Origin of the sequence: Nonomuraea monospora (genome assembly GCF_039531895.1) — a bacterium.
GTDB classification, from domain to species: Bacteria; Actinomycetota; Actinomycetes; order Streptosporangiales; family Streptosporangiaceae; genus Nonomuraea; species Nonomuraea monospora.
Genome location: NZ_BAAAQX010000006.1, coordinates 126804 through 148341 on the forward strand (window position 1 = coordinate 126804; position 21538 = coordinate 148341).

At 69.6% G+C, this 21538-nt stretch carries 10 protein-coding genes; 7 read left to right on the top strand and 3 right to left on the bottom strand.

What is annotated here, in order from left to right; genetic code table 11:
• Positions 1-16: 16 nt before the first annotated feature.
• Both ABD331_RS13950 and ABD331_RS13955 read right to left on the bottom strand, forming a co-directional pair.
• On the bottom strand, positions 17-313 hold the full coding sequence (locus tag ABD331_RS13950; protein WP_344474469.1) for a hypothetical protein: 297 nt from the start codon (positions 311-313) through the stop codon (positions 17-19).
• A 43-nt stretch (positions 314-356) separates the two neighbouring features.
• The gene (locus ABD331_RS13955; RefSeq protein ID WP_344474471.1) at positions 357-1349 is read right to left on the bottom strand and encodes an AraC-like ligand-binding domain-containing protein; all 993 of its coding nucleotides are present in this window, start codon (positions 1347-1349) and stop codon (positions 357-359) included.
• 292 nt (positions 1350-1641) lie between these two features.
• Here ABD331_RS13955 and ABD331_RS13960 point away from each other — a divergent pair, with 292 nt between their 5' ends.
• The gene (locus ABD331_RS13960; protein WP_344474474.1) at positions 1642-2985 is read left to right on the top strand and encodes a hypothetical protein; all 1344 of its coding nucleotides are present in this window, start codon (positions 1642-1644) and stop codon (positions 2983-2985) included.
• Positions 2986-3013: 28 nt separating this feature from the next.
• On the opposite strand, the gene ABD331_RS13965 is transcribed toward ABD331_RS13960, so the two are convergent.
• Positions 3014-3532: a hypothetical protein gene (locus ABD331_RS13965; protein ID WP_344474477.1), complete on the bottom strand. Its 519-nt coding sequence runs from the start codon at positions 3530-3532 to the stop codon at positions 3014-3016.
• 46 nt (positions 3533-3578) lie between these two features.
• Here ABD331_RS13965 and ABD331_RS13970 point away from each other — a divergent pair, with 46 nt between their 5' ends.
• The 6 genes from ABD331_RS13970 to ABD331_RS13995 all read left to right on the top strand — a co-directional run bounded on the left by ABD331_RS13970 (position 3579) and on the right by ABD331_RS13995 (position 21530).
• Positions 3579-4448: an SseB family protein gene (locus tag ABD331_RS13970; protein WP_344474480.1), complete on the top strand. Its 870-nt coding sequence runs from the start codon at positions 3579-3581 to the stop codon at positions 4446-4448.
• A complete protein-coding gene (locus tag ABD331_RS13975; protein WP_344474483.1) occupies positions 4445-4834 on the top strand; it encodes a hypothetical protein in 390 nt (129 codons plus the stop codon). Before ABD331_RS13970 ends, ABD331_RS13975 begins: the two co-directional genes overlap by 4 nt.
• A 103-nt stretch (positions 4835-4937) precedes the next feature.
• Positions 4938-5345: a YbaB/EbfC family nucleoid-associated protein gene (locus ABD331_RS13980; protein WP_344474486.1), complete on the top strand. Its 408-nt coding sequence runs from the start codon at positions 4938-4940 to the stop codon at positions 5343-5345.
• The gene (locus ABD331_RS13985; RefSeq protein WP_344474489.1) at positions 5342-5686 is read left to right on the top strand and encodes a hypothetical protein; all 345 of its coding nucleotides are present in this window, start codon (positions 5342-5344) and stop codon (positions 5684-5686) included. Before ABD331_RS13980 ends, ABD331_RS13985 begins: the two co-directional genes overlap by 4 nt.
• On the top strand, positions 5686-18087 hold the full coding sequence (locus ABD331_RS13990) for a WXG100-like domain-containing protein (RefSeq protein ID WP_344474492.1): 12402 nt from the start codon (positions 5686-5688) through the stop codon (positions 18085-18087). The genes ABD331_RS13985 and ABD331_RS13990 overlap by 1 nt, the downstream gene beginning before the upstream one ends.
• On the top strand, positions 18084-21530 hold the full coding sequence (locus ABD331_RS13995; protein ID WP_344474493.1) for a toxin glutamine deamidase domain-containing protein: 3447 nt from the start codon (positions 18084-18086) through the stop codon (positions 21528-21530). Before ABD331_RS13990 ends, ABD331_RS13995 begins: the two co-directional genes overlap by 4 nt.
• Positions 21531-21538 lie beyond the last annotated feature (8 nt).

Below are 21538 nucleotides of genomic sequence, written 5' to 3' on the forward strand. Positions count from 1 at the left end.
AAGCCCTCGCGGAGAACTATGAGCCGATGTAGAGGCACGCCTGCACGAAGTTGCCCTTCACGTGCTCCCTCCACGCCTCGGAAATGCTGCCGTCCGGGTTGTCGGCGGGCAGGTCGTCGCCGGCCCCGCTGCTCTCGTAGACCTGCTCGCAGTGCGCGACGTCGATGGGGACGTCACGGCTGCGAAGCCACTGGCGGGCGTCGGCGCCACGGCGTGCGGCCTCCCGCAGGTGGCTCAGGCGTTCGTCCACGGTGATGCCGCAACCGGCGACGGCCATGGCCGTGACGACGGCGATCGCCACGGCGCCGCGCACCGTTCTCGTCCTTGACGGTCCAGCGTGATGGCGGCCCATGCCGTCACGCGAGGGGCCCGGCGAGCTGGGTGGTCTCCCGCCTGCCGGAGAACGCCTGCTGCCGGTGTTCGCGAGGGCTCAGGTCGTACGCTGCGCGGAACGCGCGGCTGAAGTCGGCGGTGGTCCTGAAGCCCCGGCCAAGCGCGATCTCGCCGATCGGCCGGTCCCTCAGCCGCGGGTCGGCGAGGTCGGCTCGGGCGCGTTCGAGCCGTCGTCGCCGGATGGTGGCGCTGACGGTCTCAGGCCGCTGCTGGAACAGGACGTGCAGGGTGCGTACGGAGATGTGATGGTGCGCGGCGATGACGGCCGGACCCAGGCCGGGATCGCCGAGGTGGCGGTCGATGTAGGCGTCGATACGTGCGGCGAGCACGCGGTGGTGGCTCCCGCCCGGGAGCGGGCGATCGGGCTCGAGATGACCGGCGAGGAACGCGGCGGCCAGGTCCATGCCGATGGTGCCCAGGCGGGGCAGCTCCGCCGGATGGCAGGCAGCGGCCTGCTCGCGCAACCCGGCGAGGAAGCCGGTCAGGATCGCTCCCATGCCGGTCCTGGCGGGCAGTTTGCGTGCCAGCAGCCGGTCCACCTTGCCGTGCGGGAGCGGCAGCGCCTCCTTCGGCAGGAACATCAGCGTCAGCCGGGTCAGCTCGCCGGTGTCGGCGAACTCCGTGACGAAGGGGTGAGAGGTGCTGAACAACGCGATGTCGCCGGCCTCCAGCACGGAGTCGTCGCGCCCCTGCTCCAGCCGTACGGGACCGTTGTGGACCAGGAAGAGCCAGTAGCCGCCGGGGTCGTGGCGCCGGACGTGAGCCGGGGTGCGGCGGCCCTTGAGCGGCGAGGTCGCGTACTCCGCCACCCGCGCGCCCGTCAGGTCGACCGAGTACGCCCGGCCGCGGAAGTCGTCGGCGTGTTCGGTGGACAGGGCCAGCGGCACGATCTCGTGCGCGGACAGGTGCGCCCACCAGGCGAGGCGGTCGGGCTTCGGCACCAGGTCGGTGGACACGGAAGCCACGGAACCACGTCCGGCGGCGCGATGGATCCACGAGGTGCCGAACGAATGATCGCACTCCGTCTCCACGCCCTCCGGCTCGGCGGCGGCAACGCCACCCCACTGCATGCCCCTCACATCCTTTCAACGCGTCTGAGCACCGGAGTGTCCGAGGCTGGCAGGCCCGGCCGTTGTCCGTAACGGTTCGGCATGAAATCGCTGATGAAGTGCGGACAACGCATTGTCCGCGGACAAGCGTTTCTGCTGCACTGATCAACGGTTCGAGCGAGAGAAGGGGGCTACTGCGGTGACCGGCAGAGTGGGCAGACGTCAGGGTCGGGCGAGAGGCAGCACCGAGCAGGCGAACGCGCTGGCGGAGTTCCTGCTGACGCTGACCGAGGGGACGACCGTCCGTGAGCTCGCCGCGCGCTACCCCGTGGGCAAGACGTTGTGGGGCGAGTACCGGGCCGGCGAGAAGATCATCCCGCTCGATCTGCTCGTCCAGCTGGTGGAGGACCGCACAGCGGATGAGCGCTCACGCCGGCAGCGGATGGAGACCGCCGCACGACTGCACTCCGCGGCTCTCGACCCGGCGACCCCCACGACCGCGGCCCCGCCGGTGCCGGTCTCGGCGGATGCTCCGCCGGTCTCCGTGTCATCCGGCGATGATTCGTCCACGAAGGACGCGGAAGCGGGCGAGGCGCCCGCCAAGGCACGCCGGCGCAGCCGCCCGCTGCTCTTCGCCGGCAGTGGCCTGGTACTCGTCGCCTTCGCGCTGCTCATCCCCCTCGCCTGGCCAGGCCCGGCGAGTACACCTGACACCGGCACCACCGTGTTCGCCACCGGACCGGGCGGACAGGGTGTCTTCCAATGGGGCGGCACGGACACGACCGGATGGACCAGGATCGGCGAGAACGCCACCCGCCTCTGGTCCGGGCCCGCGGGCCTGTTCGCCGCCGGGACGGGCAACCGGCTCCTCAAGTACGGCGGACGGCCCGGCCTCTGGACAGCCATCGGCGACGCGGGCCAGGACGTCGCGGTCAGCGGCTCCGGTGTCTACCGCCTCGACGCGGACCGCAAGGCCGTGCGGGTGTGGGACGGGCATGGCACGTCCTGGACACAGATAGGCGGTCCTGCCGCACGCTTGTACGGCGGCGAGCCCGGCCTGTTCGCGACCGACCCGGACGACGGCCGGATCTTCCGCTACCTGGGCCGGCCCGGTGATTGGGAGTTCGTCGGCACCGCCGGCGCCTCGTTCGCGCTGACCAGCGGCGACCTGTACGGGCTCAATCCGGAACGCACAGCCGTGAACCGCTGGGTGCCCGACCAGCGACCGGCCCCCGTGCTGCCCTGGGTGCACGCGGCCGGCCCGGCGGGCACCCTGTACGGGGGCGCCGCGGGGCTCTACTCCACCGACCCGTCGGGCAGGAGGCTGCGCGTCCTGTCTCCCGACCCCGCGAGCCCGGGCACCGGCCAGGGCTGGCAGGACATCGGCGCGGCGGGCGCGGAGGTCGGAGTCGGCCGGCGGGAGGTGTACGTCCTGACCGCTGACCGCTCGGAAATCGTCCAGTGGTCCCGTGACACGGCTGCCTGGCGCCGCATCGGCGGCCCGGCCCTGAGTCTGGCGGTGGGCACGCCGTCCGGACGTTGAGCCGCCGCCTCACCGTCCCGATGCGGGGCTACCGGTCGGCGAGATCGCGGTAGGTGTCCCTGACGACCAGCAGGCGGTCGCGGCGGAAGCGGGGCGGCTCGGCGTCGCGCACCTCCTGCCCGCGCGCGGACCAGAAGGCGTCAGCGGGGACGTCGTCCTGCCCTTCGGGGATGAACTTCAGCACTTCCTCCACCGCCGCGCGTGCCATGGAGAGCGTGCGGCGGGCGTTCGCCGCGTCCTCGGGGACGTTGCTCGCGGTGAAGTCGGCGAGCCACATCCACTCCCCCGCGTCGAGGAGCTGGGAGGGTTCGGGGCCGCCGAAGGCCGGCCAGTCTCTCGGCATCACCTCGCGCCGGGGCAGCGCGAAGTAGTGCTCCCGCTCCGTCCGGCAGCCTCCGCAAACCCCCGAATAGCACTTGACCAGCGATCCTTCGATGCTCAGTACGCCGCTGTCCCATTCGGTCTCCACTGAGCCGCACGCGCACGGGTTCAGGTCGAGGTACACGAGAGCTTCGTCGCGGGTGCGGGCAACCGGCCATTGCGTCACACGCGCAACCTACAGGGAGCCGGTGTGAACGCACTACTGTGTCGCCATGCGGGCACCCACGCCATTGGAGGAGCGGCTTCAGGAGGCGCACGAGCGGGCGGACCTGACCGCCTGCCTCACCCTGTTACGTTTCGCCGACTTCGCCTGCCCGGTGAGCGACGCCGCTGCCAGAGGCGAGCGGCAGGTGGCCTGGCCCACCGTGACGGGCGCCGACCGGGTCTGGGTGGCGGTCTACACCTCGGCGGAGGCGATGCGCGAGGCCACCGACGACGTCGTCGGGCACTTCCGGGTCCTCTCGCTGGCCGAGCTGGCGGCGGGCTGGCCCGATCCGCGCTGGGGGCTGGCGGTCAATCCAGGGCTCGAACCGTCGTTCCTGCTGGAGCCGGGTACGCTCGCGCGGCTGGCGGTGCCCACGCTGGAGCAGGACCTGGCGGCCGAGCCGGACAGCGGCCTGCCGGTCGTGCAGAAACTGCTCCCCGTAGCGCGGCTCCAGGAACTGCTGGACAGCGAGCGCCCGCGGGTCTCCGGCTACTGCCATCACGCCCTGGACGTCGCGCACATCGCGACGCCCTCCGTCCTCGCCGACGCACTGCTCCAGGAGGACGCGCTCACCGCGGAGGGCACGGTCAACCTGTTGCGCTGGCCGGCGATCGGGCTGGAGCTCTATCGCACCCCGTACGGCGGCACCGACGAGGCGGGCCGCGCGGCCGTGGCGGGCTGGGTGATCGAGGAGCCGCCGTTCGTCGGGATGGGCCTGGTGGCGAACGCGGGTCAGACCATCAGGGAGTACAAGGTCGACGCCGTCGCTCTCCCCCACGCCGCCGAGATCGTGGAGCTGGGGGCCGACGGCCAGGAGCGTACGCGTGCGAGGTACGACGCCGACCACGGCCGCTGGATCCTGGTGGAGAGCGGGTGAGGCAGCCGTCGTATCGGGCCCGCTGGGCCGAATCGGACTACGAGGCGTCGCCGGACCTCGTCGGCGGCCGGCTCTGGATCCGCCTGTACGGCACGGCGCCCGAGGACGGCTTCGAGGAGATCGGCCCCGGCCGGTTCCTGCGCAGAGTGCCGGCGGCGGACTGCTCCGCGATCTGGCATGTGACCACGGTCTGCGAGTGGCGTGGCGCTCCCTTTCTGGTGCACACGGCGCACGGGACGCGGTTGCTCGTCGAGTACACCGGCGGCGACGCGCTTCAGGCCGCCGCGCTCGGTCTGGAACGGGTCGACCGTGGCGTGTACCGCCGCTGGGTGCGGCGCGACGAGGTGATGGCGATGAAGGAGAAGGCCGTGCCGGTGAGGACGTAGCACAGAGCGCGGTGTTTGTTGGCATGTGACGCAGAAGGTGCTCGCGGACCTTTCTCACCATGATCCATCGCGGCTATGGTCACCCCCAGCTAGGGGGTGCGCGTTGCTGGAAGAGCGTGATGTGGCAGGGCTGCGGGCTTACGCCGACGAGTTGCGCGACACTTTCATGCGCATGCAGCGCGAGGCGAGCGACCTCAACGCGCGGGCCCAGGCGATCCAGATCACCGAGAAGTCGCTCGACGGGCTGGTCTCGGCCACCGTCAGCGTCCGCGGCGAGCTGATCAGACTGGATCTCGACCCTCGGGTGTTCCGGCGTCCCGACGCCAGAGGCCTGGCGGACACGATCACCGACACGGTGCGGCGCGCCACGGCCAGGGCCGTGGAGGAACTGGTCAAGCTGTTCGAACCGGTGATACCACCCGAACAGTTACGCGCCCATCTGGACGGCGACCTGGACACCGTTCTGGATCAGCTCTCCAGCGGCATGTCAGGGGAAGGACGCCGCCGATGACCGCCGGCGACTCCGCGGACGTGCACGTGCGCGGCACGATCTCCTCCAGCCTGAACCACTGGGACGCCATGGCGGCCGACCTGAGCACCTCCTGGCCCGGCATCGCGGCACGCATCCGCGCGTTGAACGCCGCCCACCCTCAGGGCGACGGGGCCGACGGCAGGTCCTTCGACATGAACTACCTGGCCGGCGGCGGCCCGGAGAAGTTCCTGCGTGACACCGAAGAGCTGATCAAGGAGATCTCCGGCTCCGGCCCGCTGCTGCGTGCGACGGTGACCAACACGCTCACCGCCGAGCAGGCGATCGAGCTGGGCCTCAAGAACACCTACCGCCAGGCATGATGGCGAGCAGAACCAATGCCGGCGACGCACGCAAACCCGCGGCGAGCGCCCACGCCTTCGACGGCGGCATCGCCACCAAGGACGTCGAGCCCGTCTGGCAGACCGAGGCGCTGCCCGGCTGGGTGGTCCACCACCTGATCCCGCTCCTCACCGCCGGCCAGAGCTGGCCCAAGGGCAGCGAGAGCAGGCTGTGGGAGCTGCGCGTCGAGTACGTCAAGCTGATGAACCTGCTCATCGGCACCCTCGACCCCACCGCCGCCACGGTGCAGACCCTCAACGGCAGCCTCCAGTCGCCCGCCAAACCGGCCGTCTTCAAACGACTCGCGGCCCTGTCCGACGACAAGGCCGGCGTGGTCGCCAAGGCGCAGGAAGCCTTCTCCTACGCCAAGATGGTCGACAACTTCGCCCGGGAGACGCAGTACTCCAAGCTGTCGGTCAACGTCGCGTTCTGGGTCGCGGTGATCGCCGCGTTCATCGCCCTGGTCGCCGCCGGCTTCACCCCGCTGGCGGGCCTGCTGGTGCGCAGCGCGGGCACGGCGGGCGCGAGCAGGATCGCCCTGATCATGCAACGCCTGGTCCTCGCGGCCTCCCGGGCCGGAACCGCCGCCAAGAGCGGCCAGATCACCAAGCTCGCCGCGGCCGGCACCGGCGGCAAGTTCCTCAACGGAGCGCTGCTCTACGAACTGTTCGAGGAGATCACCGAAGAGGTCTTCATCGACGTCTGGGCCCAGTACCAGCAGATCAAGATGGGCACCCGCGACACCTGGGACTGGAAGAAGATCCAGGCCGCGGCGATCGGCGCCGGCACCGGCGCGGTCATCGGCACCAAGCTCGGCGGGCCGATGTCCCGCTTCACCAACGACCTGCCCGGCATCTCCCGGCTGAACAGGATGGCGGGCGACAAACCCGGCGTCGGCAACGCCTTCCTGCGCTTCCCCGGCCGCGCCCTGAACACCGGCTTGAACAACATGGCCGCCTCACCCGCCGGCAGCATCGCCGCCAACTACGTCGTCTACGACCAGTTCGCGCTGCCCGGCGCCGAAGGCTTCTACGGCGGCTTCCTCGGCGGCGCCGGACGCACCGGCACCATCAGCCCGTTCAACCCGTCCGTCGCGCTGGCGATCGGCAACCCGCTGTCCACCCTGAGCAGCAAACTCGACACCGCGATCACCACGCCACCCGACCCCCACGCCACCGCTGACGCCCTCCTCGCCGTACCCCGTCCCAGCTCTCCCGATGGCGCCGCCGCGCTGGCCCTCCCACCTCAGCAACAGACAGCCGACCTCACCGGCCCGGCCCGGCGCGACCGGGCCGCCACGTTCACCGAGCCCGCCCTTCCGCACTCCACCCCCAAGCGGACACCGACCGCGCCCGACATCATCACGCCGGACGCCATCCCGTCCAGGGCCGCGCAGAACAACAGCGCCAAAACGCAGCCGGACCTCCCCGCACCACAACACCGGCCGGAGCCCGCCGACCAACAGGATCCGCAGCCGGAGCCTCAGCCCGCTGCGCAGGACAACCCGCCCGTCCACCGACAGCCCGCAGCCACGCGGGACCAGGCTCCTGCCGAACCTCCAGCCGTACCCACCGGACCACCGCAGACCAGCAGCGCCCCCGAGCCAGCTGACGTCCCGGAACCCGCCAACGCCCCGGAACCCGCCGCCGCTCCAGAACAGGCCACCGCTCCAGGACAGACCACCGCTCCAGGACCGGCCGACATGCCGGACGGCACCGGCGAACCTCAGACCGTCCTCCCACCGGAAGCCACCGGCCCCCCGCAGGACACCGGCACACCCGGCACCACCACCGAGACGGCCTACACCACCGGCTCCACGACGTCACCGACGTACGCGGGACCCGCGGCCTCCCCCATGCCGACCCCGCAGAACCCAAACGGCGCTCCCGCACCAGGCCTGCTCACCCGCCTGATCGGGGCGGCCCGCCGTACCAGGGACTCCTACGCGCTCGTCGCCGGCCGCCCCGACAAGAACAGCGGATTCGTCGCCGACGGCCGCCACCCTGACGTGCCCTCGCTCACCGTGCAGGAGGCCAGGGCGGCGTTCGAGGCCGAGGTCCGCGCCTCTGACCTCGGGGCGACGGTCATCGGCCTGCGCTGGACCGGCCCCGGCACACTGGTGGTCGAGCTCAGCGACCTCCCCGCTCAGACGTTCGTCTTCGAGGTGGGCCCGGTCCGTCGCGGGCGTCTCGGCCGTACCGTGGTGGGTGAAGGCAATGTCAACGAGGTGCGCCTGGCTCCGCGCGTCGCCCCCGACCAGGTGGCCCGGCTGGTGCTGCACGAGATCGTCGACACCCTGCACGCCAGGAACCATCCTCGCCAGCATCTGCTCCGGCGGTTGGGCGGCCTGCTCAGCAGCCGGAACGAGTGCCTGACGGCCCGCCGGCACGAGGAGGCGTTCCTGACCCGCAGGATCGGCGAGGTGAGCGCCGCCGAGCAGCCCGCCCTCATGGCGCAGCGTGACGCCGTGCGCAATATCCTGCTGGCTCACGGCCTGCCGAGGCTGCCGGTCACCGGCCCTCCACCGGATCCGGCGCAAGCTCCCTCGCCGGTGGCCGACCCGCTCACCCGGCTGCGCGAGCGTGATCAGGCGGTCGCCTCGGCCCGCCTCGATCTGGATCAGGCGCTGGCGGAACAGATATACCGGCTCCTGCGGATCGAGAGGGCCCTCATGATGCAGGAAGTGGCGGCGATCGGCACGGCTGCGAGCCCGCTGCTGATCGCGGTCTCGCAAGCGAGGGCCGCTTACGAGGCCGCTCAGTCGCTCCTCCACACCGCAGGCGGTTCCACCACGCGGGTGACCGGCTTCGCCCAGGCGTTGCACACGGCTCGCCGGCTCCACCTGCTTTATGAGGAGCAGGTGGACGCGATGGCCACGGAGCCCGCCCTGCCGGTGACGCCGCAGGACCCGGATGCGCTCCGCCAGCACATCGCGACTTTGCGTAGCGTCGCTGCCAACCTCGCCGGCGCGGCGCGGACCCCACCCGGCACGGCGGCGGATCGGCAGGCCGCGGCAGCCTCAGCGGTGCGAGCCGCCGAGACCTATCAGAGCCTCCTGGACCAGGTGGACGCGGGGCGGGTGGTGCTCGCTCCGCCGAATGTGCTGGTCACACAGCTGCTCCGGCTCGGCGCCACCTACGAGCGGCACCACCGGCAGATCGCGGTGCGGGATCGGGTGGCGAGCGCGCACGGCGCCCAGAACATCGACGACCTGCACCGTGCCCTGCTCGAGCACGTTTCCGGCCGTCAGAGCGCGGCCGTGGCACTGCGCGCCACCATCGAGTCGCTCGCCGAGACCGTCAAGGCCCAAGGCAACACGGTGACCGCCTACAATCTGGCGGCAGGCCACGCCTACGCCCTCGCGGCGGAAGCCCTGGCCGGGCAGCATCTCAGCGAGGCCCGCCTGTGGCGGGCCAGGGCGGAGAATCTCAGCCGGATCGCCGAGTTGCACAGAACGGCCTGGGAGTTGGCCAAAGCCGCCCGTGACGCTCACCGGGAGCTCGCCGACCCGTTGGCTGAGGTGATCGCGGGCACATCGATCGGCGACACCCGATTGGGCGTTCTCACGGACGCGGCCGCCGCGGCCCTGCGAAGCTATCAAGAGGAGATCGACCAGCTCCCACCGGCCGTACCACCCGACCTCCCCAAGCTCTCCGAAGTGCCGTCTACAGCACGGACACGGCTCTGGACGCGGACTCAAGAAAGAGCCGAGGCGCTGGAGGCCGCCTACTTGCACAACGTCGACCTCAGTCTCAGGCACTGGCGCGACGCCGAGACAGCGAACCTGGACGCGCTCGACGCTCGGAACAAGGCGGCTGAACACGCTCAGGCTCACGACGACAGCGCCGACGAGCGCGCTCGCAGGGAAGAGGCGAACGCCAAGGTGGCGGCGTCCACCGCGGACCACCACCTTCGCATGGAAGAACGCTACGCGGCCGCCGCGGCGGCTGCTCTGCACGCGCTCCAAGCCATCGAGCCGGTGCTGGCCGCCCTGGCCGAAGTGACCACGCAGCATGATCCCGCGACCCCGCAGGTCGAACTTGCCCTGAACGAGCTGACGACTCGGGAGGGGGCATACGACTCGGCGTACCGGGCGACTCTGCCGCCCGTGGAGGCGCTGCCGGGGAGCAAGATCGCGGGGCCGGTCGCGAACCTCACCGCGCTGACCGAACTGGTCAATGAGATGCTCACGCAGCAGGGAGTGGCCGGGCGGATCACCGAGGAAGAGCTGCGCTGGTCGATCCGCCAGGCCTTCCACACCGCGCTCTCCTCGGACGGCATGGTCTTGCGCCTGAACACGGCCACCGGCGCGCAGCTTCGCCTGCGGTTGAAGCTGGACGACCTCAAGGAGGTCGCACGACCGGACAGCTCGCACTCCGAGACCATGTTCGGGCTGCTGCGTCAGGGCGGTGGTCAGAGCGCCATGACCGACCTCCGCTCGCTCAGCGGCAACATGAACCTGCCTCTGATGGCCTGGCTCCGAGCGTTTCTGGACGCGATTCCGATCGGCACCGCCTGGCCTGCCGATCTTGCCAGGGCAGTGGCGTATTTCGGTGTGCTGAACGTCAACCTCAGGCGGGGGCGCACCCACGCGGTCACCATCTCCGCGCAGGACACCGGGCTGGGCGGCAACGTCGAGGACAACCGGGGTATGGCCGCGATGTTCGACGCCAGAGCCACCTGGGAGGTGGAACTGCTCACGCCGTCCGGCCGCCCGGTCTGGCGAGCGCTTCCCGCCGACGATGAAACCGCGCGCCAGAGACTGTGGGTCTCTCATGCCTACCTTTCCGGCCCTGCCGACACCATCCAGCTTCCGGAGGCCGACCGGCGGCAGACCCCCTTCCCTGAACACGTCGTCTCCGACATGACCGGCCTGTCCACGCTGGCCGACAAGGTGACCGACCGGCTCGAGAGCGCCGGGCTCAGCCCTGTGGCCCGTGACCAGGTCACCACAATGATCACCGAGGACCTGCCCAGTAACCTGGGGGAGGCCATCAACAACCCGTCGGGCCTGCGCCGGATCATCACGGTCAACGGTCAAGTACGAGCCGTGGTCACGGTACACACCACAGTGGTCTCCGAAGGAGAGCTCGTCGGCGGCCCGACCACCAAGCACCACCAGGAGCGCCTGCGCAACGCGTCTTCGAACGCCGGCCAGAGCCGGTCTGACGGCCACAGCGGAGGCGTGGGAGCGGCGGTGGGCGCCAACGCGGATCCGGAGGGCAAATCCGCAGGGGACTTCGCCCCGCATGCCACCGTAAGACGTGATCCGGGGCAGTCGTCCTCGGTATCGACCAGCGCGAACGCGGTGGCGATCCACCCGAGCGTGCAGCGTTGGGCGGGCCACACCCAGGGCTACCTGCTGGATCTGGAGCACACGGTGACGATCCAGGTGTTCGGCAAGGGCTCGGAGACGGTGTCCCTCGATCCCGCGAAGAGCACCGGGCTGTTCCGCGTTCCGGAACCGGACGCCTACCGCTACGGCCTGCCGGTCGACGCGGCGGCGGAGGCAGGGCACGCCCCGGACGGCACTGTCCTCCTCAGGGACGACCCCGTCCGGGAAGACCCGCCCGGCAGAGTCCGCAAGCTGCCCTCCATGCTCGGTGACCGTGAAGGGCAGACTCGCGGCGCGGGCCCCGCACTGGTACAGCAGGTCACCGGCATGGACGCGATCCGCGCACGGGTCGAGGAACAACTTCGGGCCAGGGGCCTGCTGCCCAAACTCAAGAACGGTGTGTCCGTCTACTCCTTGATCCCGTGGGTCAGAGCCGGCCAGATCGCCAACGAGCAGCTCATCGCCGAACAGTTCTCGGCGTCACGTCTGGAGGCGGGCTACGACCAGGCGGCGCAGGAAGGCCTGTTCATCAACCTGGTCCATTACGGGGAGGGCTTCGCAGCCAGGCACTACACCCTGCGCATCAAGCTGACGCAGGACTTCGGTCGCTTCGACTATCAGGGCATCACCGACGCCGAGCCGGTCGTGGACCTGGACATCGGCTCGGACACCCACGTCGTGACGCAGACTCGCGGCACGTCTTCGGCAATCACCTGGCGGGCCGGTGAAGGCTTCAGTAACGACCCCGGAATCGACGCCAGCGCGCTGGACGGCTCTTACAGCCACGGCAAGGGCGGCCAGACCACGGTCACCACCGCCACCACCGTCAATCAGGTCACGCTCATGGAGGGCAGCGGGCTGACCGCGGTCTTCCGCATCCCGCACACCATCAGTGTCGATCTCCTGATCGGCCCCAGCCACGAGGAGAGCTTGGTCAAGGGGCAGGCGGGTGACGCGCGGATCCTGCTTCCCGCCGATCTGCTTCCTCTCGCTCCATCGGACGACGGGCACCCCCGGCCGGAGAGCCCTCGTCATCCGACGTCGAAGAAGGCCATCCGGCTGGCCAGAGTCATCCACCTCGACGTCGGCGACACGGCGACGACCGCCGCGAACATGCTCGCCGACCCGCTTGACCGCGATTCACCCCAGTTCCAGCACCTGGCGGCGTTCTTCAACGTACGCAACCTGATCAGCCACCCCGAGGTGATCTCCTCCGGCTCCCTTGAGACGTCCTCCTCCGGCCACCGCACCGGAGTGGACACCCTGACCGCGACCGGGGAACCGCAGAACCAGCCGGTCTCCCTCTCCCTGGCACCGGGCGAGTCCCGCTTCCTGTCAGCCACCGATCTGGTGATCGGCGACATCAACCTCACACTCGGCTCCCACGCCGGCCTCACTCAGCAGTCCAGGTCTCGAGGGCTCGGAGTGACGACCGGGGTGCCGGTGCCGGGCATGCTGGGCTCCGAGGGCGGCATCGGAGGCTCTCTGTCGACGACGACCACACGCGAGCAGAAGGTCATCTCCGGCCCGGAGCGGCTGGGTATCGACACGGGCAAGCAGTACCTCTTCGCGATGGACGTCACATCGGAACTGACCGTGGGCGTCGGCGCCGAGGCAGTCGAGACGGACACGGGTACTGTCATCTACCGGCTCGCTGAGCGCGACGCGCTCGACCTGTACGCGAGCGGAGAGGTGAAGCTGCCCCTGCACCAGGCGGCCGACGCGGCCGAACGGCTGATGAACGGCGACCTGCGGCTCAGCCGCCGGGTCGCGGTCAGGTTCCTGGACCGCTACTTCGAGGACCTGGCCGACGCGCGAGCGCGGAACGCGGGCCGGCCGGTGGTGCCCGGTGTCCCGCTCACCGCGTGGCACTTCACTGGGCGGGCTCTCGCCCGGCTCCTTGAGCTGTTCCCCGATGACCGGCTGACCGAGCTGCTGCCGCCGGGCATGCCTCCCGGTCCACCGAGCGAGACGGCCGGCGACACTCGCGACCGCCTGCTGAGCAAGCCCGAGTTCTACCCCTACGTGCTGGACAAGCTGCGAGCCGACGCCCAGCGGCTGGAGAACGGCGAGGTCCCCGGCGAGCTGGCGCCGAACTACAGCGACTCCATCGGCATGAGCACCGTCAAACAGGTCGGCCTCCACCCCGCCGGCGAACCGGACACCGACGTGGATCTGCTGAGCCAGATCAGGGACGCGGTCAACGAGGTGGCGCCGGGCGCGCTCGACCAGGACAACAAGCTGTGGCGGGGGCTGATGACCGACTTCTCCCGCGAGAGCTGGCTGGGGAAGATCGACAGCCTGCTCGACCCTGACTCGCCGGGCAACGACTACACCGTCGAAGTCGACGGCATCGAGGATCTGCTCGAGGTCACCGTCCGGGCCGAGCTGGACGAGAAGGTGGCGTACCGGGGTGAGGTCTTCGACCACGGCCAGATCTTCCAGACCTACTCCATGCTCGAAGAGAACGTCTCGGAGTCTTCGAACGCCGCCGTCAGCCCGAGCGGCAAGCTGGGACAGGAGTCGGCGGAGAACAAGGACTCAGGCTCCACAGCCGCGAATCGCGGGCAGACCGGCAAGGGCTCAAGCAATGCGCAGCAGGCCCGGGTACAGCGGGTGGCCTCGTTCGAGGGTCCCCTCGGAGAGGTGCGCCAGGGCATCAGGCTCTCCATCGAGGTGCGGAGAGTTCCCAAGGCGCAGAAGGCAGGGCAGGGCCAGGGAGTGCCGCGGCTGCCACGGTCGGCCTCCAGGCTCGTGTCGGGCTCCATCGACCGGTTCATCCCGGCGGGCATGGTCTCGCGCCCCGGCACGGTCCCCGCTCCCGCGCCCGCCGTCCCCGATCCCCGGCCCATGCCCGTACCCGAGAACTTCGCGGTCGAGACCACACGCGTCAGGCACCTCGCGGCGACCGTCGAGCAGAGGCTCAAGGAAGAGCTGGGCGTCGACCTCCATCCCGCGGACGCGAAGGCGCTCGCCCGGCTGTTGTCGGGAAACTCCAGGAACAGCCTCTTCGAGCGGATGACCGCCAAGGACGGCCACCTGGTGATCCAGGTGCCCGGCAACGATGGAGAGACCATCGGCATCCGCGTCGGGGCGGTGCTGTCCGAACCCGTGGTGATCGCCGCAGGTCTGAAGGCCACCGAGATCGGCCAGGCCGACCGCCGGCAGTGGACCACCTCGGCAAACGCGGACCGCACCCGGCTGCGTCCGACCGGAGTCACCTTCGGCAGTGACAGCCGCGACGAGTTCCTGCCGTCCGGCTTGTCGGGCGATGTGGCGGCCGGCAACCGTGACCTGACCGTCGACAGCTCCTCGGTCAGCGGCGGCAACCGGGCCGAGACCAGCGTCTTCGAGAAGGCCGACGCCGGCTCGGTCAGGTTCCGGGTCGACTACCACGTACGTTTCGAGGTCTGGTCGGACCCGGGCACCGACGTGAACCCGTCGGACATCACACCGGCGCGGCACGTCGCGACGGGCAACGCCGACGTGCTCCTCTTCGACAAGGTCATGCGGGCGATCCAGCAGCAGGCCGAAAGCCCGGGCGCGACCGCCGCCCTCTCCGGCGGCCCGGGCCTCGTCAGTTTCGGCGCCGACCCGTCCGCTCCCCCGTACGGGCAGCTCAGGCAGGCCCAGTTGCTCTCCCGCGAGCGCGGCGCCGGCGTCCAGATCACCATCCACCCCGCCAACCGGCAGCCGCAGACCTACCTCGCCACCCCCGATGGCCGGCTGCGTGCGAACGGCGGCGACGAAGCCTTCGCGAGGCGGTTCGCCGGCCTGCCGTCCCCCCTGATCGCGGCAGCCGAGCAGCATGGCATCGATCTGCTCGAACTGCACGAACGAGCCAGGACGGACGTCAACGACAGCCTCGCCGAGCACCTGCGGAGAGAGCTGAGCAGGCTGGCCGTCCACCCGCCCGGGCAGGCGCCCGGCTGGCCGGTCACCACCGAACCCGACGGTTCGCCGGAACCCGTTGACCCGGGTCACGGCGAGGTCACCCACGGCTCGCCCGACCCGGCTTCCCGTTTCGTGCCGGACGGCCGTACCAGCCCCGACGACCTCACCCCGGCCGAAGCCAGAAGCCTCAGCGAACCGGACCTGATCCCCGAAGACTTCGGCGACGCCGTCACCGCCATCACCTGGCTCTCGGACACCGAACTCATCGTCCAGCACACCACCCTGGGCCAACTCCGCTTCACCGTCGGAGTCGGCCCGGTCGAAGGCGGCTACCTCGGCCAGACCGAAGCCAGCCAGAACCCCCGCGACGGCAGCCGCTACTACCGGATGACCCTCGCTCCCCGCGTCCACCAGGACCAGGTCGCCCGACTCGTCCTCCACGAGATCAGCGACGTCATCCAGCACCAACTCGACACGACACACACCCACACACCAGGACAAACCACCCGCGACGAATGCCTCACCGCCCGCCACAACGAACTCCGCTACCTGCAACGCAAACAGCAAACCGCCCACGCGGCAGGCGACACCCACCTCGCACAACAACTCGCCCAAGACATCGCCGCCGTCCAGAACGACATCGACAGACGCACCCGGCCATCACCCTCCATCCACGACGTGATCAATTCTGGGCGGCCCGGCCAAGCTGGGACGACGGAACCCGAAGGTGACGCCCCTGCCGCCCGATCAGCACTCGATCACGCCACGCGCACTGCCCAGCTCAACATGAACCCGGCCACCCGGCCGGAAGAACGGCTCGCCAACAGCTACGATCCGCGCGAAGTGCCATGGGCTGCCCAATGGGAGCGCCTGCGCGAGTCGGCCACGCCCCTTCCGGTGACCATCACCGAACCGCCCACGAGGGGGGCCGTCCAGGTCGAAGTACGCAGGTTGCTGGTGCCGTGGAAGGGTTCGACGCGTCCGGTCACGGAGTTCACGCTCCGGGTGCTCTATCGCGCGAATCCCGGCATGAGCCCGGATGAGATCGCCATCGCCCACACGAACCTGCTCGACGGCGTCGACCTCTACTACAACTACCAGCACGAGCTGGCCGACGGATCCCAGCTGCACATCCGGATGGAGTTCGTGCCCGCCCCGGATTCAGCTCCGCCCGACGGCGTCATCCTTCTCTCTCCGGGAACCGGCCACCGCGCCGTGGACTTCGCCGACAGACACCACTGGCACGGCAACGGCGAGGTGATCAGCACACCGCTGAAACAGCTGAGGGACTATGCCGGGCGTCCCGCGATCAACTACATGAGCTGGTACGCGCGGCAGGAGCCGATCGTCTTCGCACACGAGGTGATGCACCTGCTCGGCATGTCCGACGAATACATGAGCAGGTGGGCGGGCGCCGATCGGAACCGGCTCGGCGCCAGTGGTGTCCGTGCCGACGCGACTCTGCTGGGGTCGGCCGTCCTCTTCTGGTCGGACCATGGTCCGGTGCTCGACCGGGATGGCCGTGCCGTCGCAGGGATCAGCAGCCTGCGCGATCGTCATGTGGAGCACATCTACGGGCTCGTGCCAGAACGCGCCCCGCAGCCGAAGGTGCCTCTGCGCCGCCCGGCCGCTCCAGTGGATGGCGCCGAGTGGACGCGTCCTGAGTATCGTCCCGGCGCCCACCTTCCGCACGACGTGCGCGGCCTGCTCGACGCGTTCCCGCCGGAAGACCGCCCGCTGCTGGATCACCTCCGGCTCCTCGAACGCATGGCCGGGCTGTTCCCCAACGTGTCTCCGCTGCTGCTGGAGCATGTGGAGTACACCGACGCGCTTGTCAGGACGGCGCAGCAGATCTACGACACGGGCCCGGAGTACTCCTTCGACCTCTCCGAGCTCGTCCAGTTGAAGAACCTGTTCGACCGTCTCGCGCCCGACGAGGCGCCGGACATTCGCCTGCTGCACCAGGAGATCAACTCGGCTCTGCGACGCCCCGCCCCGGCGCCTGTCGGCCACCGCCTCGTCCAGATCTTCATCACGTCCGCGGAGTCCGGGAAGCCTCAGGGCCGGGAGGCGGCCGCGGCGGCTCTCTACACAGCCGCCGTCAAGGAGCTTCGCCGTCTGGGAGGCACCTTGCAGGAAGCCCTGGAGCGGGGCGACGTCGAGGTTGCGGGCAACCTGACACGCGAGGTGGACGCGACCGCGGAACTGGCACGCGAGATGGAGGCCGTGCTGGAATCCACAGGTGCCGGCTTCGTCAGGGAGCACCTTCCGTACGCGCATCTTTCCGACGCCATGCGCAGCCTGCTCAGAGACTTTCCTCCTGAAGGCAGCCCGCTGCTGGATCACGTCAGGCGGCTGCAACGCATGGCCACCCTGTTCCACGACGCGCCCCGGTTGACCCCGCGGCATCTGGAGCACACCGACGCGCTCGTCGTGATGGCGCTGGAGCTCTACGGCGTCTCTCATGAAGAACGCTTGGGCACCTACGACATCGGCAACGTGAAGGTCCTGTCAGACGTGCTGCTGGGGGACGTCATGCCGGACAGCGACCTGTTGCGCGAGCAGCTCAACGGACTTCTGGGGCGCCGCACCTCCGCGTCTGCCGATCGTCAGGCCATCCAGGAGCTCGCCTGGTACGCGGGGTATGTGTCTCCCCTGACCGGCGAGGCAGGTCCCGCGAGGCTGCTCGAAGGCATCGCCGTCGAGCTCGCCGAGTTGGAGGAGGAACTGCTCGACGCACAGCAGAGCGGTGACACGGCCGAGGCCGCGTCACTGACGCGTCGGATCGAGACCGCCGGCGGCTGGGCGAGCGTGATCGAAGCCGCGCCTGGAAACGCGGGGGAATCCGGCACGAATGAGAGTGGTGTCACCCACGGCTCGCCCGACCCGGCTTCCCGTTTCGTGCCGGACGGCCGTACCAGCCCCGACGACCTCACCCCGGCCGAAGCCAGAAGCCTCAGCGAACCGGACCTGATCCCCGAAGACTTCGGCGACGCCGTCACCGCCATCACCTGGCTCTCGGACACCGAACTCATCGTCCAGCACACCACCCTCGGCGAACTCCGCTTCACCATCGGAGTCGGCCCGGTCGAAAACGGCTACCTCGGCCGGACCATGGCCGAGGACAACCCCCGCGCCGCGACTACACGATGACCCTCGCTCCCCGCGTCCACCAGGACCAGGTCGCCCGACTCGTCCTCCACGAGATCAGCGACGTCATCCAACGCCAACTCGACACGACACACACCCACACACCAGGACAAACCACCCGCGACGAATGCCTCACCGCCCGCCACAACGAACTCCGCTACCTGCAACGCAAACAGCAAACCGCCCACGCGGCAGGCGACACCCACCTCGCACAACAACTCGCCCAAGACATCGCCGCCGTCCAGAACGACATCGACAGACGCACCCGGCCATCACCCTCCATCCACGACGTGATCAACTGGGACGCTGTACAGTCGCCGGCTCCGGGCGTCGAGGGCGAGCCAGAACCGGTCGAGGCGAACCTGTTCAAGGTGACGCTGAGCGACGGTTCTCCCGCGCTGCTACTGGAGCACTCGACCCGCCGGGAGCGGGACCTGTTCCTGCTGATGGCCCGGCTGGCCGGCCGCCTGGGACTGATCACGAACGCCAGGGCGGACGGTGACACGAACATCCTGATCGACTGGGCACCCGCCGACGCCTCGGCCCCGTTCCTGGGCACCCGCGAGGCGGTTCTGACCGGATACCTGATCGCCATAGCCGACATCACGCCGTTCGTCACCGTGCCGGCCTTCCACCTCCACCCGAGCAGCACCCCCCTCCTGGAGCTGTTCCTGCGCGAAGGCACCTCCGGCAAGCGCGAGTGGCTGAGCAACCCGCTGTCCCCGTCGGACGTGCAGACGCTGAGGGCCATGCTGGAGGACTTCCGGGCGAGCTTCGCCGAGCTGGGCCTGCTGGCTCAGTTCGACCAGATCATGGCCCGGCACGAAGCCCTGGCCGGCGGTCCGCTCGCCGTCAACGCGATCGGCGCGCAAAGCGTCGTGGCAGCCGCGCCGAAACAACTCCTGCGCCTGGGCGGCATCGGCCGGCTCACGGCCCTGAACGAACACCTACTCCCCACACTGGAAGTCACAGGACCGCCTCCTGGCGGCCGGCTCATCAACGCGGCTCACCGCCTCCGCGGCAACCTCCGGCACGGCGTCTTGGAGACGCGGGACATGGCACTGGGCCGTGTGGTCACCTTCTCCGACGGGTCTCAGGCTCTTCAGATTCCTGTCGTCATGGCCGCGCAGGTCCTCGTCCGCGCGCTCGTCAGACAAGCGCTGGGCCTCGCCGGCCCCGCTCTCCACATCGACGAGCACGGGAATGTGTGGCGCACGTTCGGCAGCGACGAACTGCGCAGGAGCCTCACCACCGGCATCAGCCAGGCGGTCAGCGGGTCCGGCCACACCACCGAGGTGATTTTCGGTGACGGGCGGCGAGCTCTGCGCCACGAGTTCCCGACCCGCGCCGCGGCGGACGAGTACGAAGCCGCACTGGAGGAGGCCCATGAGGCCGCGAGTGGCCGGCCGGGCTCGTATCGGGCCTCTCCGTACGTGCTCTACGAAGAGCTCATCGAACCCGCGGGGCCCACCGCCGAGGCGCAGGGCCGCCTGGCCACCCGGGCGCTGTACGCCTTGCTGGCTCACGGCCGGCCGATGGACCTTACGACGCTGCGGCGGCTGCTCGACGCCAACCCACTCCTGGCCCGGTTCGGCCAGGTCTCCGAACAGGGCTTCCGGGTGGGCGCTCCCGTGCTGTCGGCCGATGACGTCGCCGGCCTCACCGCCCGGTTCGCGACATTCCGTGCCGCCTTCGACACGCTCGGCCTCAGCCGCCATCACGACCAGATATTGAACACGCTCAGGAGCTTCACCGGTTCCGGCGACACCGGGCTGATCCCGCTCGCGTTCTCCGAGGATCCGGCGACGCCCGAGTACCGCGTGCCCGCGTGGCAGCCGCCACCAGGGCCCGTCCTTGCCGACCTGCTGCGAAACGACCACCTGGTGCAATTGAACGCCCGCCTGGCACAGGCGAAGGCGCTGCAGTGGAGGGAGATCCACCGGAACCTGACCGATGTGATCTCGCGCGCCGACGCCGAATTGGCGGAGCGGCCGAGCGCCGAGGGATACGTCTACGCCTGGGTGCGCTCCACCTTGATCCCCCGGGACATCCGGCCCGGCGAAGGGTTCGCCGCTGACACCCTGCTCGACGGCGTGGACAGCGCGGAAATGCTGGCCGAGAACCCGCGTTGCGAGAGAGTGACCATCCTGGCATCCGACTACCTACCGGTCGGCGACCTGTCGGGCAAGCCGCATCATGCCGTGTTCAGGCCCGGCACCTACTTCACCGTGACGAGCATGCTGCATACCGACGACGGTGAGACGCACTTCATCCTCACCCAGCAGCCGACCCGCACTCGAGAGGAACCGGTGGTCACGCCGACCATCGGACTCACCCCTGGCCTGGCCCACGACCTGGCGCGCGAGATCGAGAGCGCGGTCAGCGGCACCAGGGCGGGAGTACGCGTCCGCAACGGGCCGGGCCACGACACGCGCCCCGAGATCCGCCCCGTCGGCGGCGCCTTCGTGGTGGAAGGCCGCTACACAGAGGACGGCATGATGGTCGGCGGCCGGACTCTCCCGGTCGAGGCGATCGCGGCGATGCTGCTGAACTCCCCCGATCTGCCTCCTGACGCCGCGATACTCCTCACCGGCCCCCACGACGGAGCCGCCGGCTTCGCCCGAGATCTCGCCCGGTTCACCGACCGCGTCGTCCTGGTCGTCGATGGCCCGATGGAGACCGCCCCGCAGGGCGATCTCCGTGCCGGGAACAACCGGTCGCCGGAACTGCGGATCTTCCTGCCCGCCCGTACGTCGGGCATCGTCGCAGCGCGACTTCGCGCATGGCTCGGCCCGGCCCTCTCGGATGCGAACCGGCTCCCCTCCACTCACCCTGACGTCAGGGTGAGAGATCTCCATGCCGTGCTCTCCGAATTGCGCCCTCGCGGAATAGCCTTACTTCCTCAGTCCCCGCGGATGACCGAGGAAGAACACATTCTGATGCACGATGCCTACCAGGAGATCTGCCGGATTCTGGCGGCGACCGGCGGGCGCGCACTCGACCTCGATGTGATGCGAGAACTACTGCCGCACGTCAATCCCCTTCGAGCCAACCACAACTGCGTCGAGGTGGCACTGACGATCGACGACATCCTGAGCGGCCGGCCCGCCGTCGCTGGACCCCGGGCAGGAGTCGAGAACGGTACAGCCGCACGGATCTATCACGGTCGCGCCCATCAGGTACTGCCGGCCCAGCCCACTCTGAGCGAGGTGGAAGCCGTCATCCTGTCGAATCCCGGCTCACGCGGAATACTCATGGGCAGACGCGTCAACACGATCGGTTATCTCCGGGCCGCGGACGGACACGCTTACAATATCGCCAACGTGGACGGCAGGCTGACTTATCTGGACGGTCAGCCCGGACCGACAAGTCCCGTCGAACGGATGAGTTCGTCCAATATGCATGCCGATGAATTCGTCAGTTACTATTTTTATCGGACGGCCTGACAGAGGGA